21 protein-coding genes are annotated in these 21,163 nt (G+C 61.0%); 7 read left to right on the plus strand and 14 right to left on the minus strand.

The window, feature by feature from the left end; translation table 11 throughout:
* The first annotated feature begins 70 nt into the window (after nucleotides 1-70).
* Nucleotides 71-2,527, plus strand: a complete 2,457-nt coding sequence (gene fadE / locus NYE85_RS22395; RefSeq protein WP_259006910.1) for an acyl-CoA dehydrogenase FadE — start codon at nucleotides 71-73, stop codon at nucleotides 2,525-2,527.
* A 62-nt stretch (nucleotides 2,528-2,589) separates the two neighbouring features.
* Here the strand turns inward: fadE and mtnK are convergent, their stop codons facing one another.
* Complete coding sequence (gene mtnK, locus NYE85_RS22400; protein WP_259006911.1) at nucleotides 2,590-3,789, minus strand: S-methyl-5-thioribose kinase; 1,200 nt, start codon at nucleotides 3,787-3,789, stop codon at nucleotides 2,590-2,592.
* A 270-nt stretch (nucleotides 3,790-4,059) separates the two neighbouring features.
* Here mtnK and mtnA point away from each other — a divergent pair, with 270 nt between their 5' ends.
* On the plus strand, nucleotides 4,060-5,088 hold the full coding sequence (gene mtnA, locus NYE85_RS22405) for an S-methyl-5-thioribose-1-phosphate isomerase (protein WP_259006913.1): 1,029 nt from the start codon (nucleotides 4,060-4,062) through the stop codon (nucleotides 5,086-5,088).
* A 77-nt stretch (nucleotides 5,089-5,165) separates the two neighbouring features.
* Here the strand turns inward: mtnA and NYE85_RS22410 are convergent, their stop codons facing one another.
* From NYE85_RS22410 to NYE85_RS22420, 3 genes are read right to left on the minus strand one after another with little or no spacing between them, the layout of a single operon-like run.
* Entirely contained in the window at nucleotides 5,166-5,708 is a 543-nt protein-coding gene (locus tag NYE85_RS22410) for an acireductone dioxygenase (protein ID WP_259006914.1), read from the minus strand.
* Nucleotides 5,705-6,394, minus strand: a complete 690-nt coding sequence (gene mtnC / locus NYE85_RS22415; RefSeq protein WP_259006916.1) for an acireductone synthase — start codon at nucleotides 6,392-6,394, stop codon at nucleotides 5,705-5,707. The genes NYE85_RS22410 and mtnC overlap by 4 nt, the downstream gene beginning before the upstream one ends.
* Nucleotides 6,391-7,005, minus strand: a complete 615-nt coding sequence (locus tag NYE85_RS22420; protein ID WP_259006917.1) for a methylthioribulose 1-phosphate dehydratase — start codon at nucleotides 7,003-7,005, stop codon at nucleotides 6,391-6,393. Before NYE85_RS22420 ends, mtnC begins: the two co-directional genes overlap by 4 nt.
* A gap of 125 nt (nucleotides 7,006-7,130) precedes the next feature.
* Here NYE85_RS22420 and NYE85_RS22425 point away from each other — a divergent pair, with 125 nt between their 5' ends.
* Both NYE85_RS22425 and NYE85_RS22430 read left to right on the plus strand, forming a co-directional pair.
* Complete coding sequence (locus NYE85_RS22425) at nucleotides 7,131-8,291, plus strand: pyridoxal phosphate-dependent aminotransferase (RefSeq protein ID WP_259006918.1); 1,161 nt, start codon at nucleotides 7,131-7,133, stop codon at nucleotides 8,289-8,291.
* Nucleotides 8,279-9,052: an amidohydrolase gene (locus NYE85_RS22430; protein WP_259006920.1), complete on the plus strand. Its 774-nt coding sequence runs from the start codon at nucleotides 8,279-8,281 to the stop codon at nucleotides 9,050-9,052. The genes NYE85_RS22425 and NYE85_RS22430 overlap by 13 nt, the downstream gene beginning before the upstream one ends.
* Before the next feature lie 42 nt (nucleotides 9,053-9,094).
* Here NYE85_RS22430 and NYE85_RS22435 read toward each other — a convergent pair whose 3' ends face one another.
* The 10 genes from NYE85_RS22435 to NYE85_RS22480 all read right to left on the minus strand — a co-directional run bounded on the left by NYE85_RS22435 (nucleotide 9,095) and on the right by NYE85_RS22480 (nucleotide 17,793).
* The gene (locus NYE85_RS22435; protein ID WP_259006922.1) at nucleotides 9,095-10,453 is read right to left on the minus strand and encodes a nucleobase:cation symporter-2 family protein; all 1,359 of its coding nucleotides are present in this window, start codon (nucleotides 10,451-10,453) and stop codon (nucleotides 9,095-9,097) included.
* A gap of 61 nt (nucleotides 10,454-10,514) precedes the next feature.
* Nucleotides 10,515-10,850 (minus strand): hydroxyisourate hydrolase, encoded by a 336-nt coding sequence (gene uraH / locus NYE85_RS22440; RefSeq protein ID WP_259006924.1) that lies wholly within the window; start codon nucleotides 10,848-10,850, stop codon nucleotides 10,515-10,517.
* Entirely contained in the window at nucleotides 10,843-11,343 is a 501-nt protein-coding gene (gene uraD, locus NYE85_RS22445) for a 2-oxo-4-hydroxy-4-carboxy-5-ureidoimidazoline decarboxylase (protein WP_259006926.1), read from the minus strand. Before uraD ends, uraH begins: the two co-directional genes overlap by 8 nt.
* Nucleotides 11,340-12,599 carry an allantoate amidohydrolase gene (gene hpxK / locus NYE85_RS22450; protein ID WP_259006927.1) on the minus strand — a complete coding sequence of 420 codons (1,260 nt, stop codon included), beginning with the start codon at nucleotides 12,597-12,599 and terminating at the stop codon, nucleotides 11,340-11,342. Before hpxK ends, uraD begins: the two co-directional genes overlap by 4 nt.
* A complete protein-coding gene (locus NYE85_RS22455; RefSeq protein ID WP_259006929.1) occupies nucleotides 12,599-13,840 on the minus strand; it encodes an alanine--glyoxylate aminotransferase family protein in 1,242 nt (413 codons plus the stop codon). The genes hpxK and NYE85_RS22455 overlap by 1 nt, the downstream gene beginning before the upstream one ends.
* A gap of 46 nt (nucleotides 13,841-13,886) precedes the next feature.
* On the minus strand, nucleotides 13,887-14,630 hold the full coding sequence (locus tag NYE85_RS22460) for an amino acid ABC transporter ATP-binding protein (RefSeq protein WP_259006930.1): 744 nt from the start codon (nucleotides 14,628-14,630) through the stop codon (nucleotides 13,887-13,889).
* On the minus strand, nucleotides 14,611-15,267 hold the full coding sequence (locus NYE85_RS22465) for an amino acid ABC transporter permease (RefSeq protein ID WP_259006932.1): 657 nt from the start codon (nucleotides 15,265-15,267) through the stop codon (nucleotides 14,611-14,613). The genes NYE85_RS22460 and NYE85_RS22465 overlap by 20 nt, the downstream gene beginning before the upstream one ends.
* Nucleotides 15,267-15,932 carry an amino acid ABC transporter permease gene (locus NYE85_RS22470; RefSeq protein WP_259006933.1) on the minus strand — a complete coding sequence of 222 codons (666 nt, stop codon included), beginning with the start codon at nucleotides 15,930-15,932 and terminating at the stop codon, nucleotides 15,267-15,269. Before NYE85_RS22470 ends, NYE85_RS22465 begins: the two co-directional genes overlap by 1 nt.
* A 12-nt stretch (nucleotides 15,933-15,944) precedes the next feature.
* Nucleotides 15,945-16,736 (minus strand): transporter substrate-binding domain-containing protein, encoded by a 792-nt coding sequence (locus NYE85_RS22475; RefSeq protein ID WP_259006935.1) that lies wholly within the window; start codon nucleotides 16,734-16,736, stop codon nucleotides 15,945-15,947.
* A 217-nt stretch (nucleotides 16,737-16,953) separates the two neighbouring features.
* Complete coding sequence (locus NYE85_RS22480; RefSeq protein WP_259006936.1) at nucleotides 16,954-17,793, minus strand: MurR/RpiR family transcriptional regulator; 840 nt, start codon at nucleotides 17,791-17,793, stop codon at nucleotides 16,954-16,956.
* A 153-nt stretch (nucleotides 17,794-17,946) separates the two neighbouring features.
* On the opposite strand from NYE85_RS22480, the gene NYE85_RS22485 reads away from it, so the two are divergent.
* The 3 genes from NYE85_RS22485 to NYE85_RS22495 are packed head-to-tail and all read left to right on the plus strand — an operon-like array spanning nucleotide 17,947 to nucleotide 21,162.
* Complete coding sequence (locus NYE85_RS22485) at nucleotides 17,947-19,533, plus strand: gamma-glutamyltransferase family protein (protein ID WP_259006937.1); 1,587 nt, start codon at nucleotides 17,947-17,949, stop codon at nucleotides 19,531-19,533.
* Between the two features lie 40 nt (nucleotides 19,534-19,573).
* Nucleotides 19,574-19,777: an oxalurate catabolism protein HpxX gene (gene hpxX, locus NYE85_RS22490; RefSeq protein ID WP_259006939.1), complete on the plus strand. Its 204-nt coding sequence runs from the start codon at nucleotides 19,574-19,576 to the stop codon at nucleotides 19,775-19,777.
* Nucleotides 19,774-21,162, plus strand: a complete 1,389-nt coding sequence (locus NYE85_RS22495) for an AtzE family amidohydrolase (protein WP_259006940.1) — start codon at nucleotides 19,774-19,776, stop codon at nucleotides 21,160-21,162. Before hpxX ends, NYE85_RS22495 begins: the two co-directional genes overlap by 4 nt.
* The last annotated feature ends 1 nt before the right edge of the window (nucleotide 21,163 follow it).

Raw genomic sequence — 21,163 nt, forward strand, 5'->3', positions numbered from 1 at the left:
ATAGTGGTATGGACTAAAACCAATAGATACAACAACAGGTCAGACCTCTTACTACTTCGGAGCTTCAACTATGATGGTTCTCAGTATTGTTATCCTGCTGGCACTCATCAGCGTGCTGTTTTATCACCGGGTGAGTCTCACCCTCAGCAGTCTGATATTGCTGGCCTACACCGCCGCCATGGGCGCTACCGGCCTGTGGAGCTTCTGGATGCTGTTGCCGCTGGCGATAATCCTGCTGCCGCTGAATATCACGTCGCTACGCCGGTCGATGCTGTCTGCACCGGCATTGCGCGCATTCCGCAAAGTGATGCCGCCAATGTCGACCACCGAAAAAGAAGCCATCGAAGCCGGCACCACCTGGTGGGAAGGCGATCTGTTCCGCGGCTCGCCGGACTGGAACAAGCTGCACAACTACCCGCAACCGACACTGACCGAAGAAGAGCAGGCGTTTATCGATGGGCCGGTAGAAGAAGCCTGTCGCATGGCGAACGACTTCCAGATCACTCATGAACTGGCCGATCTGCCACCAGAACTGTGGGCCTATCTGAAGGAGCATCGTTTCTTTGCGATGATCATCAAAAAGGAATACGGCGGCCTTGAGTTCTCGCCTTATGCGCAGGCACGCGTGCTGCAAAAACTGGCGGGCGTCTCCGGTATTCTGGCCATCACCGTCGGCGTACCCAACTCGCTCGGCCCGGGCGAACTGCTGCAACATTACGGCACCGATGAACAAAAAGACCATTATCTGCCAGGTCTGGCGCGCGGCGATGAAATCCCGTGCTTTGCCCTGACCAGCCCGGAAGCCGGTTCCGATGCCGGCGCAATTCCGGATGTCGGCACCGTCTGCATGGGCGAATGGCAAGGCAAGCAGGTATTGGGCATGCGCCTGACCTGGAACAAACGCTACATTACGCTGGCACCGGTGGCCACCGTGCTGGGTCTGGCCTTCAAGCTGTACGATCCGAACCGCCTGTTGAGCGACAACGAATCGCCGGGCATCACCTGTGCGCTGATCCCGACCAGCACGCCCGGCGTGGAAATCGGCAACCGCCACTTCCCGCTGAACGTACCGTTCCAGAACGGCCCAACGCGCGGCAGCGACGTGTTCGTGCCTATCGACTACATTATCGGCGGGCCAAAAATGGCCGGCCAGGGCTGGCGCATGCTGGTTGAATGTCTGTCCGTCGGCCGCGGCATCACCCTGCCCTCCAACTCGACCGGCAGCGTCAAGTCACTGGCGTTGGGGATTGGCGCCTACGCGCACATCCGCCGTCAGTTCAAAATGTCGATCGGCAAAATGGAAGGGATCGAAGAGCCGTTGGCGCGTATCGCGGGCAATACCTATGTGATGGACGCCGCTGCGTCACTGATAACCTACGGTCTGATGCAGGGTGAGAAACCGGCAGTGCTGTCGGCGATTGTCAAATACCACTGTACCCACCGTGGCCAGCAGGCAATTATTGACGCGATGGATATCGCCGGCGGTAAAGGCATTATGCTGGGCGAATCCAACTTCCTGGCGCGAGCCTATCAGGGAGCGCCGATCGCCATCACGGTGGAAGGCGCCAATATCCTGACCCGCACCATGATGATCTTTGGCCAGGGCGCCATTCGCTGCCATCCTTACGTTCTGGATGAAATGGCGGCGGCGCAGAATAACGATCTGGCCGCCTTCGACAAGGCGCTGTTCGGCCATCTGGGTCACGTTGGCAGCAGCAAGGTGCGCAGTTTCTGGCTTGGCCTGACCAACGGTCGCACCAGTAGCGCACCTACCAAAGACGCCACCCGCCGCTACTATCAGCAGTTGAACCGCCTGAGTGCCAACCTGGCGCTGCTGTCCGACGTCTCGATGGGGGTGCTGGGCGGCAGCCTGAAACGCCGCGAACGAATCTCGGCGCGCCTCGGCGATATTCTCAGCCAGATGTACCTGGCCTCCGCCACGCTGAAACGCTATGAGGATGAAGGCCGTCAAAAAGAGGATCTGCCGCTGGTACATTGGGGTGTGCAGGACAGTCTGCATCAGGCTGAGCAGGCGCTGGACGATCTGCTGCGCAACTTCCCGAACCGCTTTATCGCCGGTGCGATGCGTCTGGTTATCTTCCCGTTTGGCCGCGTGCATACCGCACCGTCCGATCGCCTGGATCATCAGCTGGCGAAAATTCTGCAGGTGCCTTCTGCCACCCGTAGCCGTTTGGGGCGCGGCCAGTACCTGACGGCCAGCGAGCATAATCCGATCGGCCTGCTGGAAGCCGCATTGCTTGACGTGATTGCCGCCGAGCCGATCCACGCTCGCCTGAGCAAGGAAGCCGGCAAAAACCTGCCGTTCACCCGCCTCGATCGTTTGGCGCAGCGTGCGCTGGAAGAAGGCAAGATCAATGCCGACGAAGCGAAGATCCTGACCAAAGCGGAGGAAAGCCGTCTGCGTTCAATCAATGTCGATGACTTTGCCCCTGACGCGCTGGCGGCGCAACGGCCGGAAAAGCCGCAGCAGCAGGAGAAACGCCAGCAGCACACTGAAGCAGCCTGAATCACCAACACGTAAGTAAAAGGGGCGATAGATATCGCCCCTTTTTTGCTGCCCGTTGGTAGTTAACCATGCTGGCGAATGCGCGCCAGCAATGCGTCGATGTGCTCGATCTGCGGAGCATTGACCATCAGTGCACGGCCAAGACTCAGCGCGTTGCGCTGACACTCAAGGCGCATATCGGCATCTTCGATGCTATCCAGATCGGCCACGTGCGCCAGCCCGATGGTGCGACGGACCAGTTCGCTACCGCAATACCCTACTGCGTCGATCCAGACCTGACGCAGAAACTGCTCGGCATAGCCCGGCGTCGCCAGCGTGATATCGCGGGTTTTCTGCTGGCACAGCGCCAGGAAACGATCGGCGAAAATCAGCCACAGTTCGCGAATATCCTGCAGGCGCTGTTCGCGGCCAGCGGCGGCGTCACGTGGGCCGAACAGCCCCGGCAGGCCGCAGTAATTGAGCAGAAGATTGCCCAGCGCGGTACCCACGTCAAAACCGATCGGACCATAAAAACCGAACTCGGCGTCGATCGCCTTCAGCTTGCCTTCGGCGACGAACACCGAGCCGCTATGAATGTCACCGTGCAGCAGCGCTTCAGCCTTGCTGAGAAAACGCTGCTTGAGGCCGGCAACCGCCAGTTTCAACGCCACGTCTTGCCGCAGCTCGCCTACCTGCGGCAACAATGCCGCGTCGAAGTTATTTCGCTCATGCTCGATGTAAGGATCGGTGAAGAACAGATCTTCGGTGATCTGGCACAGCTCCGGGTTGGTGAAGCGGCTCACCTGCGCCTTTTTCTGTTGAGCATCCTGATAAAAATCAGAAGTATGAAACAGCGTCTGCGCCAAATACTCTGCCAGTTGGCCGGCGGCCAACGGATAATAGTGACCGTTAATCAGTTCATGACGCCAGATACGGTGGTCGGAAAGGTCTTCCTGCACCATTACCGCCAGTTCGGCATCGTGGTGCAGCACGTTAACGGTGTGTCGCGGGCAGAAGCCGCCATGCACCAGCAGCGTTTCCGCTTCGATACGTGCGCGATCGAGCGTCAACGGCCAGGATTCTCCCACACAGCGTACATACGGCAACGCCTGTTTGACGATCACCCGGCTGGTGCCTGCGTCATCAAGGATCTTGAATACCAGATTCAAATTGCCGTCGCCAATTTCTTCGGCGCTGACCAACGCTTTTGGATCGGCAACCTGCCCGTACTGGCGGGCATATTCAACGGCATCGGCAGCGGTAAAGGTACGATAAAGCGACATCACAACCCCTCTGGCAAATACCCCCCCGGTGTCACGCCGCATCGTTGCCACCAGCCCAACACCGGCAAGTAGCCAGGCCGCTGCCGGCGCGGTGCCATTGCGTTGGCACTGGTCATCTGCCGCCACGATGCAACATAAACAAGGAAAGGTGTAGACGTGGTAACTTCAATATTTAGACATTTAAGCATTCGGACGTCTATACATCCGGATGTCATGTTGGCAGAATAGCGCCATAGATGCAATATGATCGCAACAAGGATTTAACTGATTATGCGCACGCTTAACACCACCAGTTTGATACTGCGAGACAACCAACTCTGGATCCTCGATCAACAGGCATTGCCACAAGAAAAGCGCTGGTGCTCCAGCAACAGCGTGGAGGAACTGGTTGGGCATATTCACGCCCTGCGGGTACGCGGTGCGCCGCTGATCGGCCTGTCCGCCAGTTTGCTATTGGCCCTGCTGGCCGAACGCGGCCTGCCGCGCGACCAACTGGCTGAGGCATTGGCCACGCTGCGCGCAGCGCGACCGACCGCGGTCAATCTGATGAATAACCTCGATCGCATCAAGCTGGCGCTGGAGCAACCCGACTGGGTGGCGGCCATGACCACAGAAGCCTTGCGGCTGGTGGAGGAAGACCGTGCGCTGTGCGACAGCATTGCCGATCGCGGCGCGGCGCTGGTCACCCCTGGTAGCCGTCTGCTGACGCACTGCAATACCGGTGGGCTGGCAACTGCCGGCATCGGCACCGCCATCGGCGTGCTGTTGCGTGCCCATCAGCAGGGTCATGTCGCGCAGGTGTGGGTCGATGAAACACGGCCGCTGCTGCAAGGAGGTCGCCTTACCGCCTGGGAACTGGGTGAACTGGGTATCCCTTATCGGCTGATCTGCGACTCGATGGCTGCCGGCCTGATGGCGCAGGGCAAAGTGGATGCGGTGTGGGTCGGCGCTGACCGCATCGCTGCCAACGGTGACGTCGCCAACAAAATCGGCACTTACAGCCTGGCGGTGCTGGCGCATTATCATGGCATTCCGTTTTACGTGGCCGCCCCCCACACCACTCACGATGCACATTGCCCAAACGGTGCGGCGATCCCGATAGAACAGCGCGCCGCCGCAGAAGTGACCGGCGTCGCCGGCAGCTTTGGCAGTTGCCAATGGGCGCCAGCCGATGCGCAGGTCGACAACCCGGCCTTCGACGTCACGCCGGCGGCGTTAATCAGCGCTTGGGTACTAGACTGTGGCGTGATCCGGCCAGAGCAGGTTAACGACGGGATCTTCCAGCGAGCGCTGGTCTAGCGACCCCGCTGTCGGTGCGCCTGGCAGGCGTGTTGGCGGCCTGCCTCTCCGATCGGCGGTCGCAGCGCGGCATGGCGTCAGTCGAGACGCGGATAGGCATCGGCGATGCTGTCGCCGGTGAAATGCGCGATCCAACCTTCCGGATTATCAAACAGGCGAATGGCGGTAAAGTTCGGCGCAGATCCCATATCAAACCAGTGACGGGTATCGGCCGGTACCGAAATCAGATCGTTTTTTTCGCACAGGATCTGATAAATCCTGCCGTTCAGGTGCAAACAAAACAGCCCTGTCCCCTCGACGAAAAATCGCACTTCGTCTTCACCATGGGTATGTTCCGACAGGAATTTCTGCCTCAGCGCCTCGCGCTGGAGATTATCCGGCCGCATGCTGATCACGTCCCAGCTTTGGTAGCCCTTTTCCGCCACCAGCCGATCGATCTCATGCTGATACGCGGCAATCACCGCCTCCGGCTGCGGGTTGGCCCCCAAATCGCGATCTGCCTGCCAGCGTTCAAAACGCACCCCAATCTCCGCCAGTTGCCGCTGGATCGCCTCGGCGTCACGGCTATGCCACAGCGGCTGTTGCGGCTCACTGTCGCTGAAAATGGTTAATCCACTCATCCGGCAAACTCCTCTATCACGATCTGGTCGAAACGGTTAACTTGCGGATGCCGGCTCTGTTCGTCAGCGTCATCGCGGATCAGCTGGCAAGTTTGCCAACCGGCAGCGCGCGCGGCGTCCAGCTCCTGGCGTATGTCAGACAAAAACAGCAGTTCCGCCGGTACAATGCCAATCTGCTGGGCAATGTTGCGGTATGAAACCTCTTCGCGCTTGGCACCGACCCGGGTATCAAAGTAGCCGCAAAACAGCGACTGCAAATCGCCCGCCTCGCTGTAGCCAAACAGCAGTTGCTGCGCTTCCACCGAACCGGAAGAATAGACGTACAGCCGGATGCCCCGTTGCTGCCAGGCCGCCAGTTGTGCGGCAACCTCGGGGTACAGATGACCGCGAAAATCGCCGTCGTGATAGCCGCTGCGCCAGATGATGCCCTGCAACGCCTTGAGGGCGGTGGATTTGCGATCTTCATCCATAAAACGATACAGCGCGGCAATCAACAGCTCGCTATCGGCATGCGGCTGCTGGAGCTCGCTACGCAATGCCGCCAGCGCGGCGGCCACCTCAGCCTCATTGGCATGTTGGCGAACATAGTCCGCCAGGCGTTCGCGAGCATAGGGGAACAGCACCTGATGGACAAAGCGGATATCGCTGGTGGTGCCTTCAATATCGGTAACGATGGCGCGGATCATTTCGCCTCCAGCAAACGTCGTTGCAGTTCACACTGGAACAGGAATTCCAGTCCCTCAAGATGACGGCGCGCTTCCGCGACCTGACGCCCCCAGCAATAGAGGCCGTGGCCGCGCACCAGAAAACCATACCGGATAGGCGACGCGGCGGCCGCTGCCGCCACCCGCTCGGCCAGGCGGGGAATATCCTGATCGTTATCGAAGATCGGGATATTCACGCCGTCGAGATGGCTACGCTGCCCGCTGAGCGACTTTTGCATTTCATACCCTTGCAGCAGTAGCGCGCCGCTTTTTTCCACCCGCGACAGCACCGTGGCATTGACCGAATGGGTATGCAAAATGGCGCCGACCTGCGGATAGAGACGATAGATTAGCGTATGCAGCCCGGTTTCAGCCGACGGCGTGCGGCCGCTCGGCGCATGGTTATCGGCGATATTCACCCGCAACAGGTCGTGCTCGCTCAGGCTGCCCTTGTCTTTGCCTGACTCGGTCACCAGACAGCCTTCGGCATCCAGACGCAGCGACATATTGCCACCGGTTGCCGGACACCAGCCCTTGTCGCCAATCCAGTGGCAGGCAGCCAACAGCGCCTGCAGTTGTGAATTTTCCGTCATGCGATTTCCTGAATATAGCCATCTAAACGTCTTGATTGCCAGATACTAACATCGTGGTGTATTGTCAGCAACATATGCATAACCCTAAATACTTCGATGCAGCATAACGGGGCACCAGACCAAACATGACCATTTCCGCACCGATTCCCGACAGTAAACTGCCCTCGCTCGGCACCACCATTTTCAGCCAGATGAGCGCATTGGCACAGCAGCATCAGGCCATCAACCTGTCGCAGGGCTTCCCGGATTTCGACGGCCCGGACTATTTGCAACAGCGGTTGGCATGGCACGTCGCCCAGGGAGCCAACCAATATGCGCCAATGACCGGCGTCGCGCCGCTACGCGCTGCAATCGCCGATAAAACCGCGCAGATTTACGGTTGGCATCCGGATGCCAACGACGAAGTCACCATCACCGCCGGGGCAACCGAAGCGTTATTCGCCGCCATCAGCGCGCTGGTACGGCCGGGCGATGAAGTGATCTGTTTCGATCCAAGCTATGACAGTTACTCACCGGCAGTGCAGCTGTCCGGCGGCGTACTCAAACGCCTGCCGTTACAGCCACCGGCATTCAACGTCGACTGGCAACGGTTCGACGACCTGCTTTCCGCACGCACCCGGCTGGTGATCGTCAACACACCGCACAACCCGTCCGCCAGCGCCTGGCAGGCTGATGACATGCAGCAGTTATGGCAGGCCATCGCCGAACGGGAAATCTACGTCTTGAGCGATGAAGTCTACGAGCATATCTGCTTTGCCAGTGGCGGCCACGCCAGCGTATTGGCGCACCCGCAACTGCGTCAGCGGGCGATTGCCGTTTCGTCGTTTGGCAAAACCTTTCATATGACCGGCTGGAAGGTCGGCTATTGTGTGGCGCCGCCAGCGCTCAGCGCCGAAGTGCGCAAGGTGCATCAGTATCTGACCTTCTCGGTCAACACCCCTGCTCAGCTGGCGCTGGCGGATATGCTGCGCGCCGATCCGCAGCATTGGCAACAGTTGTCCGCGTTCTATCGCGCCAAACGCGACCGCTTCGTGCAGGCATTGAGTCACAGTCGACTGGAAATTCTACCCTGTGAAGGCACATACTTCTTATTGGCAGATTACAGCGCGATTTCCGATCTGGATGACGTGGCGTTCTGTCGCTGGCTGACCGAACACGCCGGCGTGGCGGCAATCCCGCTGTCGGTGTTCTGCGCCGATCCTTTCCCTCATAAATTGATCCGGCTGTGCTTCGCCAAGCAAGATGCCACGCTGGATGCAGCTGCGGAGCGGTTATGTCGACTTTGAAAATCAGTCTGTTGCAACAACCACTGGTCTGGCGCGATGGCCAAGCCAATCTGCGCCATTTTGATCAACTGCTGGCGGCGTTGGTCGGCCGCGATCTCATCGTGCTACCGGAAATGTTCACCACTGGCTTCGCCATGGACGCCGGAGAAAGCGCCTTGCCGGAACAACAGGTGATCGACTGGCTTCGCGGCTGGGCACTCAAAACCAACGCGCTGGTCGGTGGCAGCGTGGCGCTGAAGATCGATGACGGCGCGGTAAACCGTTTCCTGCTGGTGGAGCCCGCTGGCCGGGTACACGCCTATGACAAGCGCCACCTGTTTCGCATGGCTGGCGAGCATCTGCATTATCAGGCCGGCAAGCGGCGCGAAATCGTCGAATGGCGCGGCTGGCGGATCCTGCCGCAAATCTGTTACGACCTGCGTTTTCCGGTGTGGTCGCGCTATGAACAAGATTACGACCTGGCGCTGTACGTCGCCAACTGGCCGGCGGCACGCAGCCAGCACTGGCAAACGCTCTTGGCGGCGCGGGCGATTGAAAATCAGGTGTACGTTGCCGGCTGCAACCGGGTTGGCGAAGACGGCAACGGTCTCAGCTACAGCGGCGACAGCCTGATCCTCAGCCCGCAGGGGGAACGGCTGGCCGAAGCCGCAGCGCATACCGCAGCCCGGCTGGACGCCGAACTGTCGCTGGAAAATCTGCAAGGCTACCGTACCGCCTTCCCGGCCTGGCGCGACGCCGATAGCTTTCTGCGACTCGATTAAGCGCCAGCAACCAGGCCGGATAACGCCGGCCTGCTCTGCCGCTCAGGAAACCTCTTCGCCAGCGGTGGCGGGGTCGTCGGCTTCGGCGTCGGTACGGTTGAACAGCAGGTTTAATGCCAGCGCCACCAGGCACGATGCGCTGATACCCGAATGCAGCAGGGTTCTCACCCAGTCCGGGAAGCGATCGTAAAAGCTCGGCATGACGATCGGGATCATGCCAAAGGCGATAGCCGTCGCCACCACCACCAGATTCATATTGTCCTTATACTCGACTCGCGACAGCGTGCGGATGCCGCTGGCCGCCACCGACCCAAACAGCACCACACCGGCGCCGCCCAACACCGGCAGCGGAATGCAGGCCACCACGGTACCGACCATCGGCAGCACGCCAAGCAGTACCAGCAGCGCACCGCCGGCGCTGACCACGAAACGGCTTTTCACGCCGCTGAGCGCCACCAGACCGATATTCTGCGCAAACGAGCTCTGTGGAAACGAATTAAACAGCGGCGACAGCGCGCTGGCCAGCATGTCGGCGCGTAGCCCATTGGCGATACGCCGTGGCCCCACCGGCGAACCGACAATCTCGCCGACGGCGATCAGCCCGGCGGTGGTTTCGGTCAGCAACACCAGTACAATCAGCAGCATGGAAAAGATCGCCGCCGGTTCAAACGTCGGCAGGCCAAACGCCAGCGGCTGCGGGATCGCCAACCAGGAACCACCGCCAACCGCCGAAAAATCCACCTTGCCCAGCAGCATCGCCGCGACGCAGCCCGCCACCATCGCCAGCAGCACCGCCAGGCGTTTCAACGCCGGCGTACCCACTTTATTCAGCAATAGAATCACCGCCAGCGTAAAGGCAGCCAGGCCGATATTGCCGGTCGATCCCCAGTCCGCCGCCCGCTCATTGCCCCCCATCGCCCAGCGCACCGCCACCGGCATTAGCGACAGCCCAATTACCGTAACCACCGTACCGGTCACCACCGGCGGAAAATAGCGGATAATCTGCGAGAAGAACGGCACTATCAGCAACCCGATCGCCGAGGCGGCAATCACCGCGCCAAATACCGCCGGTAAACCGCCGTCGCCGGTAACGATGGTCACCATGGTCGCCACGCCGGCGAACGACACCCCCTGCACCAGCGGCAGGCGCGAACCGAACAGCGGCAGTCCCAGCGTCTGCAACAGCGTCGCCAGGCCACTGACAAACAGTGCCGCGGCGATCAGCATGCCAATCTGCGGCGCATCAAGCCCGGCGGCAGAACCGATAATCAACGGCGGCGCAATAATCCCGCCGTACATGGTCAGAATATGCTGCAAACCGTAGGCAAAGGTTTTCCCCAGCGGCAGCCGCTGGTCTTCCGGGCGGCACAACGCCGCGCCCCGTTGTTGCCATAGAGCCATGGTGTCCTCGTCAATGTCAGTTAGCGGCTAACGCGGCGAATGCGCCGGTGCCTGGCGCGGATCAACTTCCGCGATAGGTTGAATACGCATACGGCGCGACCAGCAGCGGCAGGTGGTAATGCTGCGTGGCATCGCTGATGACAAAATCGACAATCGCCGTAGCGTATAGCGTGTCGCGCCCGGCGGCTGCAAAGTAGCTGCCGAGATCGGCACACAGACGATAATGGCCAGCCGTCAGGCCCGAGGGCGTGAGTTCCCCCACCCGGCCGTCGGCATCGGTGCGACTTTCCGCCACCGTCTGCCATTGCTGATTGTGGCTCAGTTCCAGCCAGACGCGCACCTGTGCGGCAGGCTTGCCGAGCGCGGTATCAAGAATATGGGTGCTGATATTACTCATCGCTGAATAACTCCATTAAACGCAGTTGAACGATTTCGCGCAGTTGCTCTGCCGTTTCCTGCTGCTCCTGCCGTGGGCTGTTGTGCAACCGTCGCTCCAACGCCTGCAAAATGGCCTGTCCGTCGCGGCCGGCAGCGCGGATCAGAAACACCTGGCCAAACTTCGCCTCGTAACGGCGATTGCCGTCCAGCAACGCCTGCGCCAACGTCCGATCCTGCGCGTCGACCGCCGACTGTTCACGCGCCGACAACTGCGCTTCGCGCCCATGGCCCTGCGCGCGCTCGCCGATGCGCGGATGCTGTGCCAACGCCAGCGCTATCTCCTCTGGCTGCCACCGCTGCGCAGCCTGGGCGCCGCAGGCCAGGGCGCTGTCGCGATCGGCGAAAGGTCGCGCGGCCAGCACGGCGTCAATCCAGCTGTCGATAGCCACGCATGGGCGCAGCAATGCGGCAGCCTCCGCCACCGGCAAGGCGTTAAAACGTTGCAGCTTCATGCCGTCGCCCCCCAACTTTCCACCATTTGGCAATAGGCCCGAATCGCCAACGCCACGTCGGATGACGTGACAGACTCATCAGGATGATGGCTGATACCGCGATCGCAGCGAACGAACAGCATGCCAACCGGCCAGTGGTGGGCGATGGCGATGGCGTCATGCCCTGCACCGCTGGGCAAGGCGATAGTGCTGCCCTGCACCCGCGTCACCGCCCTATGCCAGCGCTGCTGTATTTCGTCGTCGCAGGCGGTAGCGTCAATCCGGTAAAACTCTTCGCTGGCAAACCGCAGGCCACGGCGAGCGCATATGACCTGCGCCTGCTGCAACAGGGTGGCCAGCAGCGCCGCCAGCGGGCCGTCCTGTGGACCTCGCACGTCAAGTGAAAGCTGCACCTGCCCCGGGATCACGTTCACCGCCCCCGGCAGGCTGTCGATGCGCCCAACCGTCGCCACCAAATGTGGATCGCTCTCGCGGGTGAGTCGCTCTGCCGCTACCATCCACTCGGCGGCGGCGGCCAGCGCATCCTTGCGCTGCGACATCGGCACGGTGCCGGCATGGCCGGCCTCGCCGCTGAAGGTGCAGTTCAGTCGCCGTGCACCGTTGATCGCCGTCACAACGCCAAGCGCCAGACCGGCCGCTTCCAGACACGGACCTTGTTCGATATGCAGTTCCAGGTAGGCGCAAATCTCATGCTGGGGGCGCCTGGCTTCGCCAATCCGCTCAGGATCCAGCCCGACGTGCCGCAGCGCCTGCGCTACGCTGATGCCGTCGGCATCGGTGCGCGTCAGCCAGTCGACAGGCCACTGGCCGGTAACGCCTTTGCTGCCCAGCAGGGTGATGCCAAAGCGCGTGCCCTCTTCGTCGGCAAAGCCAATCACTTCAATCGCCACCGGCAGGCGGCGCTGCTGGGCATGCAGATGCGCCACCACTTCCAACGCGGTCAGCACGCCGAGCATGCCGTCGTAACGGCCGGCGTTGCGCACCGTATCCAGATGCGAACCAAGCAACAGCGCCGGTGCGTCAGGAGTCTGTCCTTCATAGCGGCCGCAGATATTGCCGACGCTGTCTTGCCAAACCGCCATCCCCAGGCTGCGCATCCAGTCGCCAACCCGCTGATTGGCACGCAAATGTTCGGCGGACAGATACACCCGCGTCAGTTGGCCGGGGGTGGCACTGATTTCCGCCAACGCATCGCTGCGCGCCATTACCCGCGCTGCCGCCAGTTCCGCCGCTGCGGCGCTAATGCCCGCCGCCATCAGCAGTCCTCGCTCGCGTAAACGTTCCAGGCGGCTTGCAGCGCCTCCCCCTGCCGGCTGGCAAAGCCCAGACGATTGAGCACCGCTTCCAGCGCCGCCAGCGTTTGCAGCACGCAGTCTTTGCGCGCGTTGTATCCCATGGTACCGATACGCCAGATTTTGCCCTGCAACGGCCCAAACGAGGTGCCGATTTCAATGGCGAAGTCGTTGAGCATCATCTGACGTACCTGTTCGCCCTGTATGCCGGGCGGGATCACCACCCCCAGTACGTTATTCATGCGGTTGGCAAGATCGCCGAACACCTGCAACCCCATCCCCTGGATCCCCGCCAGCATCGCCGCGCCGTGCAGACGATGGCGCGCAATGGTGTTATCCAGGCCTTCTTCCAGGATCACCCGGGCGCATTCGCGGGCGGCGAACAGCATGCTGGTCGCTTCGGTATGGTGATTCAGACGCTCCGGCCCCCAATAATCCATGATCATGCCCAGATCGAAATAGTTGGAGTAGATCATCTCGTCGTCGCCATCAGCATGTTCGGCGGTGCGGATGCCTTGTTCGACGCACCTGCGCCGGCGCACCATCTCTGCAAACTGCGGGCTGAGGGTAACCGGCGAACTGCCCGAAGGGCCGCCGAGGCATTTTTGCAGCCCGGCGGAGACCGCATCCAGCCCCCAGGCATCGGTCTCCAGCGGGTTGCCGGCGAACGACGCGGTGGCGTCGGTATAAAACAGCACGCCGTGGCGACGGCAGATATCCCCCAGCTGCGCCAGCGGTTGCAGCATGGTGGTGGAAGTATCGCCCTGTACCGTCAACAACAGACGCGGACGAACCTTCTTGATGGCGTCTTCGATCCGATCGGCGCTGAATACTTCGCCCCACGGCGCTTCGATGGTGTGCACTTCGGCACGGCAGCGGCGGGCAATTTCGCACAGCAAATGGCCGAAACGGCCAAATACCGGCACCAGCACCTTGTCGCCGGGACGAATGGCGGAAACCAGCACCGCCTCGATGCCGGCACGGGAGGTGCCGTCCACCAGCAGGGTCCAGCGGTTTTCGGTGCGAAACAGGGCACGGTACAGCGCCATCACCTGGTTCATGTAACCGGTCATTGCCGGATCGTACTGGCCAATCAGCTGGCTCGACATGGCGCGCAGCACGCGTGGGTCGGCGTTGATCGGGCCCGGCCCCATCAGCAGGCGATGCGGCGGATTGATTTGATCGAATTGGATGATATCTACCATGTTAATTCCTTACCAGCTTAATAAGTTATTATCTTATGATGTCCGTTCACACGTCTGACAGGCCGCGCACGGAGGCGATAAACTGTTTCAGTTCCTGCGTCTGCGGATTAGCGAACAGCGTACGGCTGTCGCCCTGCTCCCAGACCTTGCCCTGGTGCATAAACACCACGCGATCGCCAACCTCGCGCGCGAAGTTCATTTCATGGGTGACCAGAATCAGCGTCATCCCCTCTTTTGCCAGTTGCTCAAGCACTTTCAGCACTTCGCCCACCAGCTCCGGATCGAGCGCCGAAGTTATCTCATCGCATAGCAACACTTTGGGTTTCATCGCCAGTGCGCGGGCGATCGCCACCCGCTGTTGCTGGCCGCCAGACAGGCTGGCCGGTGAATAATGCATCCGCTCCCCCAGCCCGACCTTGTGCAACATTGCTTCCGCCAGTTGGCGACAGGCCGCCGGGCTTTGCTTCAGCACCCGGCGCGGTGCCAGCATCACGTTTTCCAGCGCGGTCATGTGAGGAAACAGGTTGAAGTTCTGGAACACCATACCGATCGAACGGCCGATCTCTCGCGCCTGTGAGTCGCGATCGGTGATGGTCATGCCGCCCAGCTTGATGCTGCCGTCCTGATACCCTTCCAGCCCGTTGATGCAGCGCAGCAGCGTACTTTTACCGGAACCGCTACGACCAATGATCGAAATCACCTCGCCCATATCGATATCCAGATCCACGCCCTTCAGCACATGGTTTTGGCCGTAATATTTTTGTACCTGATTAATGGTGATGAGCGGCATGGAATTTCTTCTCCAGATAATGACTGTAGCGCGACAGCGGGTAACACATCAGGAAATAGCCCAACGCAACCAGACCAAACACCTTGAACGGTTGATAGGTGACGTTATTTAGCATGGTGCCGGCCTTGGTCAGCTCAACGAAGCCAATGATCGATGCCAGCGCGGTGCCCTTGATCACCTGTACCGAAAACCCGACGGTCGGAGCAATGGCGATGCGCACCGCCTGCGGCACGATCACCCGCAGCAGCGTCTGGCCAAAGCCCAGCCCGAGACAGCGCGCGGCCTCCCACTGCCCTTTCGGCAACGCCGCGATGCTGCCGGACCAGATATCCACCAGAAAGGCGCTGGTAAACAGGGTCAGCGCCAGCGCGGCGGCAGCCCATGGACTGACGTCAATGCCAAACAGCGCCAGGCCGAAGAACGCCAGGAACAATTGCATCAGCAACGGCGTTCCCTGAAACAGCTCGGCATAGGCACGCACCAGGCGCAGCGCCCAACGGCGTTTACTCAACCGCAACAGCAGCAACGGCAGCGTCACCAGCGTGCCGCCCAAAAACGCCGTCAGCGACAGCAGCAGCGTCCAGCGCGCCGCCAATAACAGGTTGCGCACGATATCCCAATCGGTAAAGGTCAGCATCAGCCCTGGCTCCCTAAAAAGCGTCGGCCGGCGGCCAGCAGCAGCTGCCGCATCAGCACCGACAGCAGCAGATAAAACAGCGTGGTCACCAAATACACCTCAAAACTGAGGAAGGTGCGGGACTGAATCAGGTTGGCGGCAAAGGTCAGTTCTTCAAACGACACCTGCGACACCACCGATGACCCCAGCATCACGATAATGCACTGGCTGACCAGCGCCGGGTAAATGCGTTGCAGCGACGGCGGCAACACGATACGCAAAAAGGTCTGGCTGCGGCTGAAGCCCAGCACCCGTCCGGCTTCCCATTGGCCTTTCGGCGTCACCTGGATGCCGGCACGAATGATTTCGGTGCTGTAGGCACCCAGATTGATCGCCATTGCCAACAGCGCCGCCTGGCCTGCGGTCAGTTTCCAGCCGAGACTCGGCAAACCAAAGACGATAAAGAACAGCTGCACCACGAACGGCGTATTGCGCACCAGCTCGACATACAGCCCCCAAATCCGGCTTGCCAGGCTCGGTCGGCCGCTGCGAATCGCCGCACCGACAATGCCCAGCGACACGCCCATCAACGTTGCCAGCGCCGTCAGCTCAATGGTGGTCAGCAACCCGGCCAGCAGCTCGGGCATAAACGGCCACAGGGCGGGAAAGTTCAGCTGATAGGTCATGGGAGGCTCCCGTTAAGCGCCAAGGTTGGCTGGCAGCGGCGCTTTCAGCCATTTTTGCGACAGGCCGTTCAGCGTCTGGTCCTGCAACGCCTGTTCGATCAGCGCATCCACCTTCGCCTTCAGCGCCGGCTCCCCCAGCCGCAACCCGACGTAACACGGTGAATCCTTCAGCATGAATTTGGCCACCGGCGCCTTGGCCGGATTTTGCCGAGCGATGGCGCTCACCACCAGATTGCCGGTAGCGACAAACTGCACCTGCCCGGACAAATAAGCCGACAGCGTGGTGTTGTTGTCTTCATAGCGTTTGATTTGCGCGCCTTTCGGTGCGCTGTCGCTCAGCACCATATCTTCTACCGCACCGCGAGTAACGCCGATGGTTTTGCCGTCTAGCGCCGCGGGATCTGTCAGCACCTCGGATTGCGGGCCGAATACGCCAAGGAAGAACGGGGCGTAAGCACGGCTAAAGGCGATGGCCTTTTCACGCTGCGGATTTTTGCCCAGGCTGGAGATCACCAGATCCACTTTGTTGGTTTGCAGATACGGCACCCTGTTGGCACTGGTTACCGGCACCAGCTGCAACTTTAGTTTCATCTTGTCGGCCAGATACTGTGCCATATCGATGTCATAACCCTGCGGCTGCAAATCGGTGCCAACCGAACCAAACGGTGGGAAATCCTGCGGTACGGCAACCCGCAACACGCCGCGCTGCTGGATGTCTTGCAATTGATCCGCCTGTACCGCCCCGGCCTGAGCCATCAGTACGATGGCGCCCAATGCGGTGACCCAAATTCTCTTGATGCTCATAGATTATCCCCGAGGGTGGAATGATGAAACAAAAGATTCTTTGATTCCAACATTGCAACTAATGTGCCAAAGAAGGCACGCCACGGCTCAGGGGTTATCGAGAGGGAATAGTTGAAGGCGAATCAGTGGTTAATTGACCATCATCCAAAGGAAGGTAAAACGATGTGGTTGCAAGGTGCGCACCAAAAGAGTGCGCCAGCACCAAAACAGCGCTGACTTAGCGCTGTTCCAGTTCATCGAGATCGCCATACAGATCGGCAATCTGATGGATACGCTGGCGCCCTTGCGCCAGCATTTCATGCAACAGAGCATTGCTCAGCAGATTGGCCAGGCTCATGGCGCTGGCGTAGTTGTCGAACGCCGACACGCTGTCCAACGGCGCGGCCAGATGCCAGTTGGCCAACGGCAACAGCGCCTGCGCCTGCGGTTCGCATATCAGCAACGTCGGCACCTGCCGACTGTGCAATTGCGTCAACACTGCCCGCAGCTGGCGCGGGCGGCGACGGAACGCCACCACGATCGCCACATCCTGCGGGCTGACGTCCACCAGTTCCTCCGCCAGCGTTTGCCCCGGTTGCGGCAGCAACAGCACATCCCGCCGCACCTGCAACAGTTGCTGACGCAGGTGCATCGCCACCGGATAGCCGTTGCGCCAGCCCATTAGCACCACGCGTTTTGCCTGTGCCAATGCGGCGATCACCGCGCCGAACAGTGAGGCGTCAAGCTGATTGACCCAGGCGGTCAGATTGGCCATTTCCTGCTTGTAATGGCGTGCCAATAGCGTATTGCCCTGCACCGCATCGCGATTGTCGGTAAGTGGCATCCCGCTTTGCCGCAGGGTACGCAGCTCGTCGCGCATCGCCCGGTAGCTGGCGTATCCCAGCCGTTTGAACAACCGGCTGACGGTAGCCTTGGATACGCCACTCAGCCTGGCAAGGTCGGCGCTGTTATAACCGATCAGGTCATCAAAATGGTCGATGATAAAAGCCGCCACCCGCTGCTCCTGCGGCGTCAACTGCGGATATTCGCTACGCAAGCGCTCATCAATCTGCTTCACTTCTGCCTGGCTCCACGCTGTAACCTTTGTTTCAGCGGAGCCTAGCATATTTCCCCCAGCTGCATCGCAAAATCATTGCGCCCCCGCCAACCGCGTAAATCTGGAACGGCTCTTGCTTAACCCAGACAGGGAAAGCATAACAAGGGCGACAAGATGATTAACAGTAACAGTGCACCACTCGGGATGGCCGTCACGCCGCATCACCTCGCCAGTGAAAGCGCTTTGGCTGTCCTGCGTAAAGGTGGCAATGCCATCGAGGCAATGGTGGCCGCGGCTGCCACCATTGCGGTGGCGTACCCGCATATGAACGGTCTGGGGGGCGATGGTTTTTGGCTGATCGTGCCGCCACAGGGCGATCCACTGGCCATCGACGCCAGCGGTGCCGCCGGCTCGCTGGCCACGCTGGCGTTGTATGCCGGAGAATCACGGATCCCGCATCGCGGACCAAAGGCGGCATTGACCGTTGCCGGTACGGTCGGCGGCTGGCAGGAGGCGCTGTCGTATGCCGCCGAGCTGGGCGGCAAACCGCTGCCGCTGTCCAGTCTGTTGGCCGATGCCATCCGCTATGCGGCAGACGGCATCCCGGTTACCGCCTCGCAGGAAGCCGCCACCCGCAGCAAGCACCATGAATTGGCCGCGCTGGAACATTTCGCCCGGGTTTACCTGCCCCGCGGCGAGATCCCGCGTTGTGGGCAGCGCTTCTGCCAACCGAAGCTGGCGGAAACCTTGATCACCCTCGCCGAACAGGGTCTGGACAGTTTTTATCGCGGTGAACTGGCCCAGCGCATGGCCGCCGACATGGCGCAGTTGGGTATGCCGCTCACCGCGCAGGATCTGGCCACTTACCGGCCACGCCGCCGTACGCCGCTGCGCCTGGCGCATCAGCAGGGAGAGGTGTTCAACCTGACGCCACCAACCCAGGGTCTGGTATCACTGGCGATCCTTGGCCTGGCCGACCGCCTGCCGCTGGCCAGGCAGAGCGAGGGCGCAACGGTACACGCCATCGTTGAAGCCACCAAACTGGCGTTCGGGCTACGGGATTGCCACATCACCGATCCGGCCCATATGACGCAGGATCCGCAGGCACTGCTGGCGGCGGATAGTCTCGATCGGCTGGCACGGCAGATCGATGGTGAGCGTGCCGCCGAATGGGGCAACGGCAAAGGACCTGGCGATACCGTGTGGATGGGCGTCATGGACAGCAGCGGGCTGGCGGTTTCCTTTATCCAGAGTATTTATCATGAATTCGGCAGCGGTGTGGTGCTGCCAGACAGCGGCATATTGTGGCAAAACCGTGGCGCGTCCTTCAGCCTCGACGCCGGGCATTTGCTGGCGCTGGCGCCGGGCAAGCAGCCGTTCCATACCCTTAATCCTGCCGCCGCACGGCTTTACGACGGCCGTACGCTGGTCTACGGCGCCATGGGCGGCGACGGCCAGCCGCAAACGCAGGCGGCGGTGTTTATTCGCCATGTGGTTCAGGGACTACCCTTACAGCAGGCGATCAGCGCGCCGCGCTGGCTGCTTGGCCGCACCTGGGGTGACAGTTCCGACTCATTGAAGCTGGAAAGTCGGTTTGGCACAGAGACCATCGACTACCTGCGCCAACGCGGGCATCAGGTAGAACTGTTACCGGACTTCAGCGAGGCAGTTGGCCACGCCGGCGCCATCGTGCGCCATACCAATGGCATGCTGGAAGGCGCGTTCGATCCGCGCAGTAACGGCAGCGCCGCCGGCTTTTAACCCCTGGCCACCATGGCTGAACCACAACGAGGCGTTTTTAATGAGTAGCCCAAACCACACACTACCTGCTGCCGACTGGGCAGCCTATATCCGCCAGATGGAAGCGGTGCTGGCACTGGAGCTGGACGAGGCGCGCCGCCAGGAACTGCTGACCCAGTTCCAGCGCATTGCCGCCATGGCGCAACCGCTGATGGCATTGCCGCTCGATCAACGTTTGGAAATCGCCGGGGTGTATCGCGCATGAATCCGTTAAGCCAATGGTCGATCGCCGAGATCCGCACTGCACTACAGCAAGGCGCGATTTCCGCGCGGGAAATTGCCCAGCAGACGCTGGACGGCATCGCTACCCTCAACCCGACGCTGAACGCCTACACCCAGGTGACCGGCGAACGCATGCTGAGCGAGGCCGATCGGATCGATCGCGCGCGCGCCAACGGTCAACCGCTGCCGAGCCTGGCGGCTATTCCGTACGCGGTAAAAAACCTGTTCGACGTCGCCGGTGAAACCACGCTGGCCGGCGCCAGCCTGTTTAGCGATCGCGCCCCGGCCCGGCACGACGCCTGGGCGATCGCCCGTCTGGCCGATCGCGGCGCGCTGCTGTCCGGCATGCTGAACATGGACGCTTACGCCTACGGCTTCACCACCGAAAACAGCCACTACGGCGCAACCCGCAACCCGCATGACAGATCGCGCATCGCCGGCGGTTCCTCCGGCGGTTCGGCAGCGGCGGTCGCCGCCGGACTGGTGAGTTTTTCTCTGGGTAGCGACACCAACGGATCGATCCGCGTTCCGGCGTCGCTGTGCGGCATTTATGGGCTGAAACCGACCTTTGGTCGCCTGTCGCGCAGCGGTAGCCAGCCGTTCGTCGCCAGCCTGGATCATATTGGCCCATTCGCCCGCCGGGTGCGCGATCTGGCGGCGGTTTACGACGCGATGCAAGGCACCGATGTCAACGATCGTTTTCAGGCCGAAAAACCATTAACGCTGACCGAGACTACGCTGGCGCGCGGCCAGCAGGGGCTACGCTGTGCGGTACTTGGCGGCTACTTCCAGCAGTGGTGCAATGAGGACGCCAAAACGGCGGTGCGTCAAGTGGCGCAAGCGCTGGAAGCCACGGAGGAAATCACCCTGCCACAGGCGGAGCTGGCGCGTTCGGCGGCTTTTATCATCAGCGCGGCCGAAGGCGGCAACCACTATTTGCCGTATCTGCGCAGTGAACCGGCACGCTTCGAACCCAATTCGCGCGAACGTCTGCTGGCCGGCGCCATGCTGCCGTCCGCCTGGTATGTGCAGGCACAGCGTTTTCGCGCCGATTTTCAACAGCGGTCGCTGCCGCTGTTCAAGCAATGGGATATTCTGATTGCCCCGGCAACCCCGTGTTGCGCGACGTCTATTGGCCAGGAAACCATGCGCATCAACGGCGCTGATTTACCGATCCGCGCCAGCATGGGCATGCTGACGCAGCCGATTTCGTTTCTCGGCTTGCCGGTGGTTACCGTGCCGCTAAAAACCGCCGGCGGTCTGCCGATCGGCCTGCAGCTGATCGCCCCACCGTGGCGCGAAGATCTGGCACTGCGTGCCGCCCACGCCTTGGAACAACGCGGTATCGGCCATTGCGCGCTGCCGTGAT

Source organism: Serratia sp. AKBS12, from assembly GCF_024793895.1.
Classification (GTDB): Bacteria; Pseudomonadota; Gammaproteobacteria; order Enterobacterales; family Enterobacteriaceae; genus Serratia_F.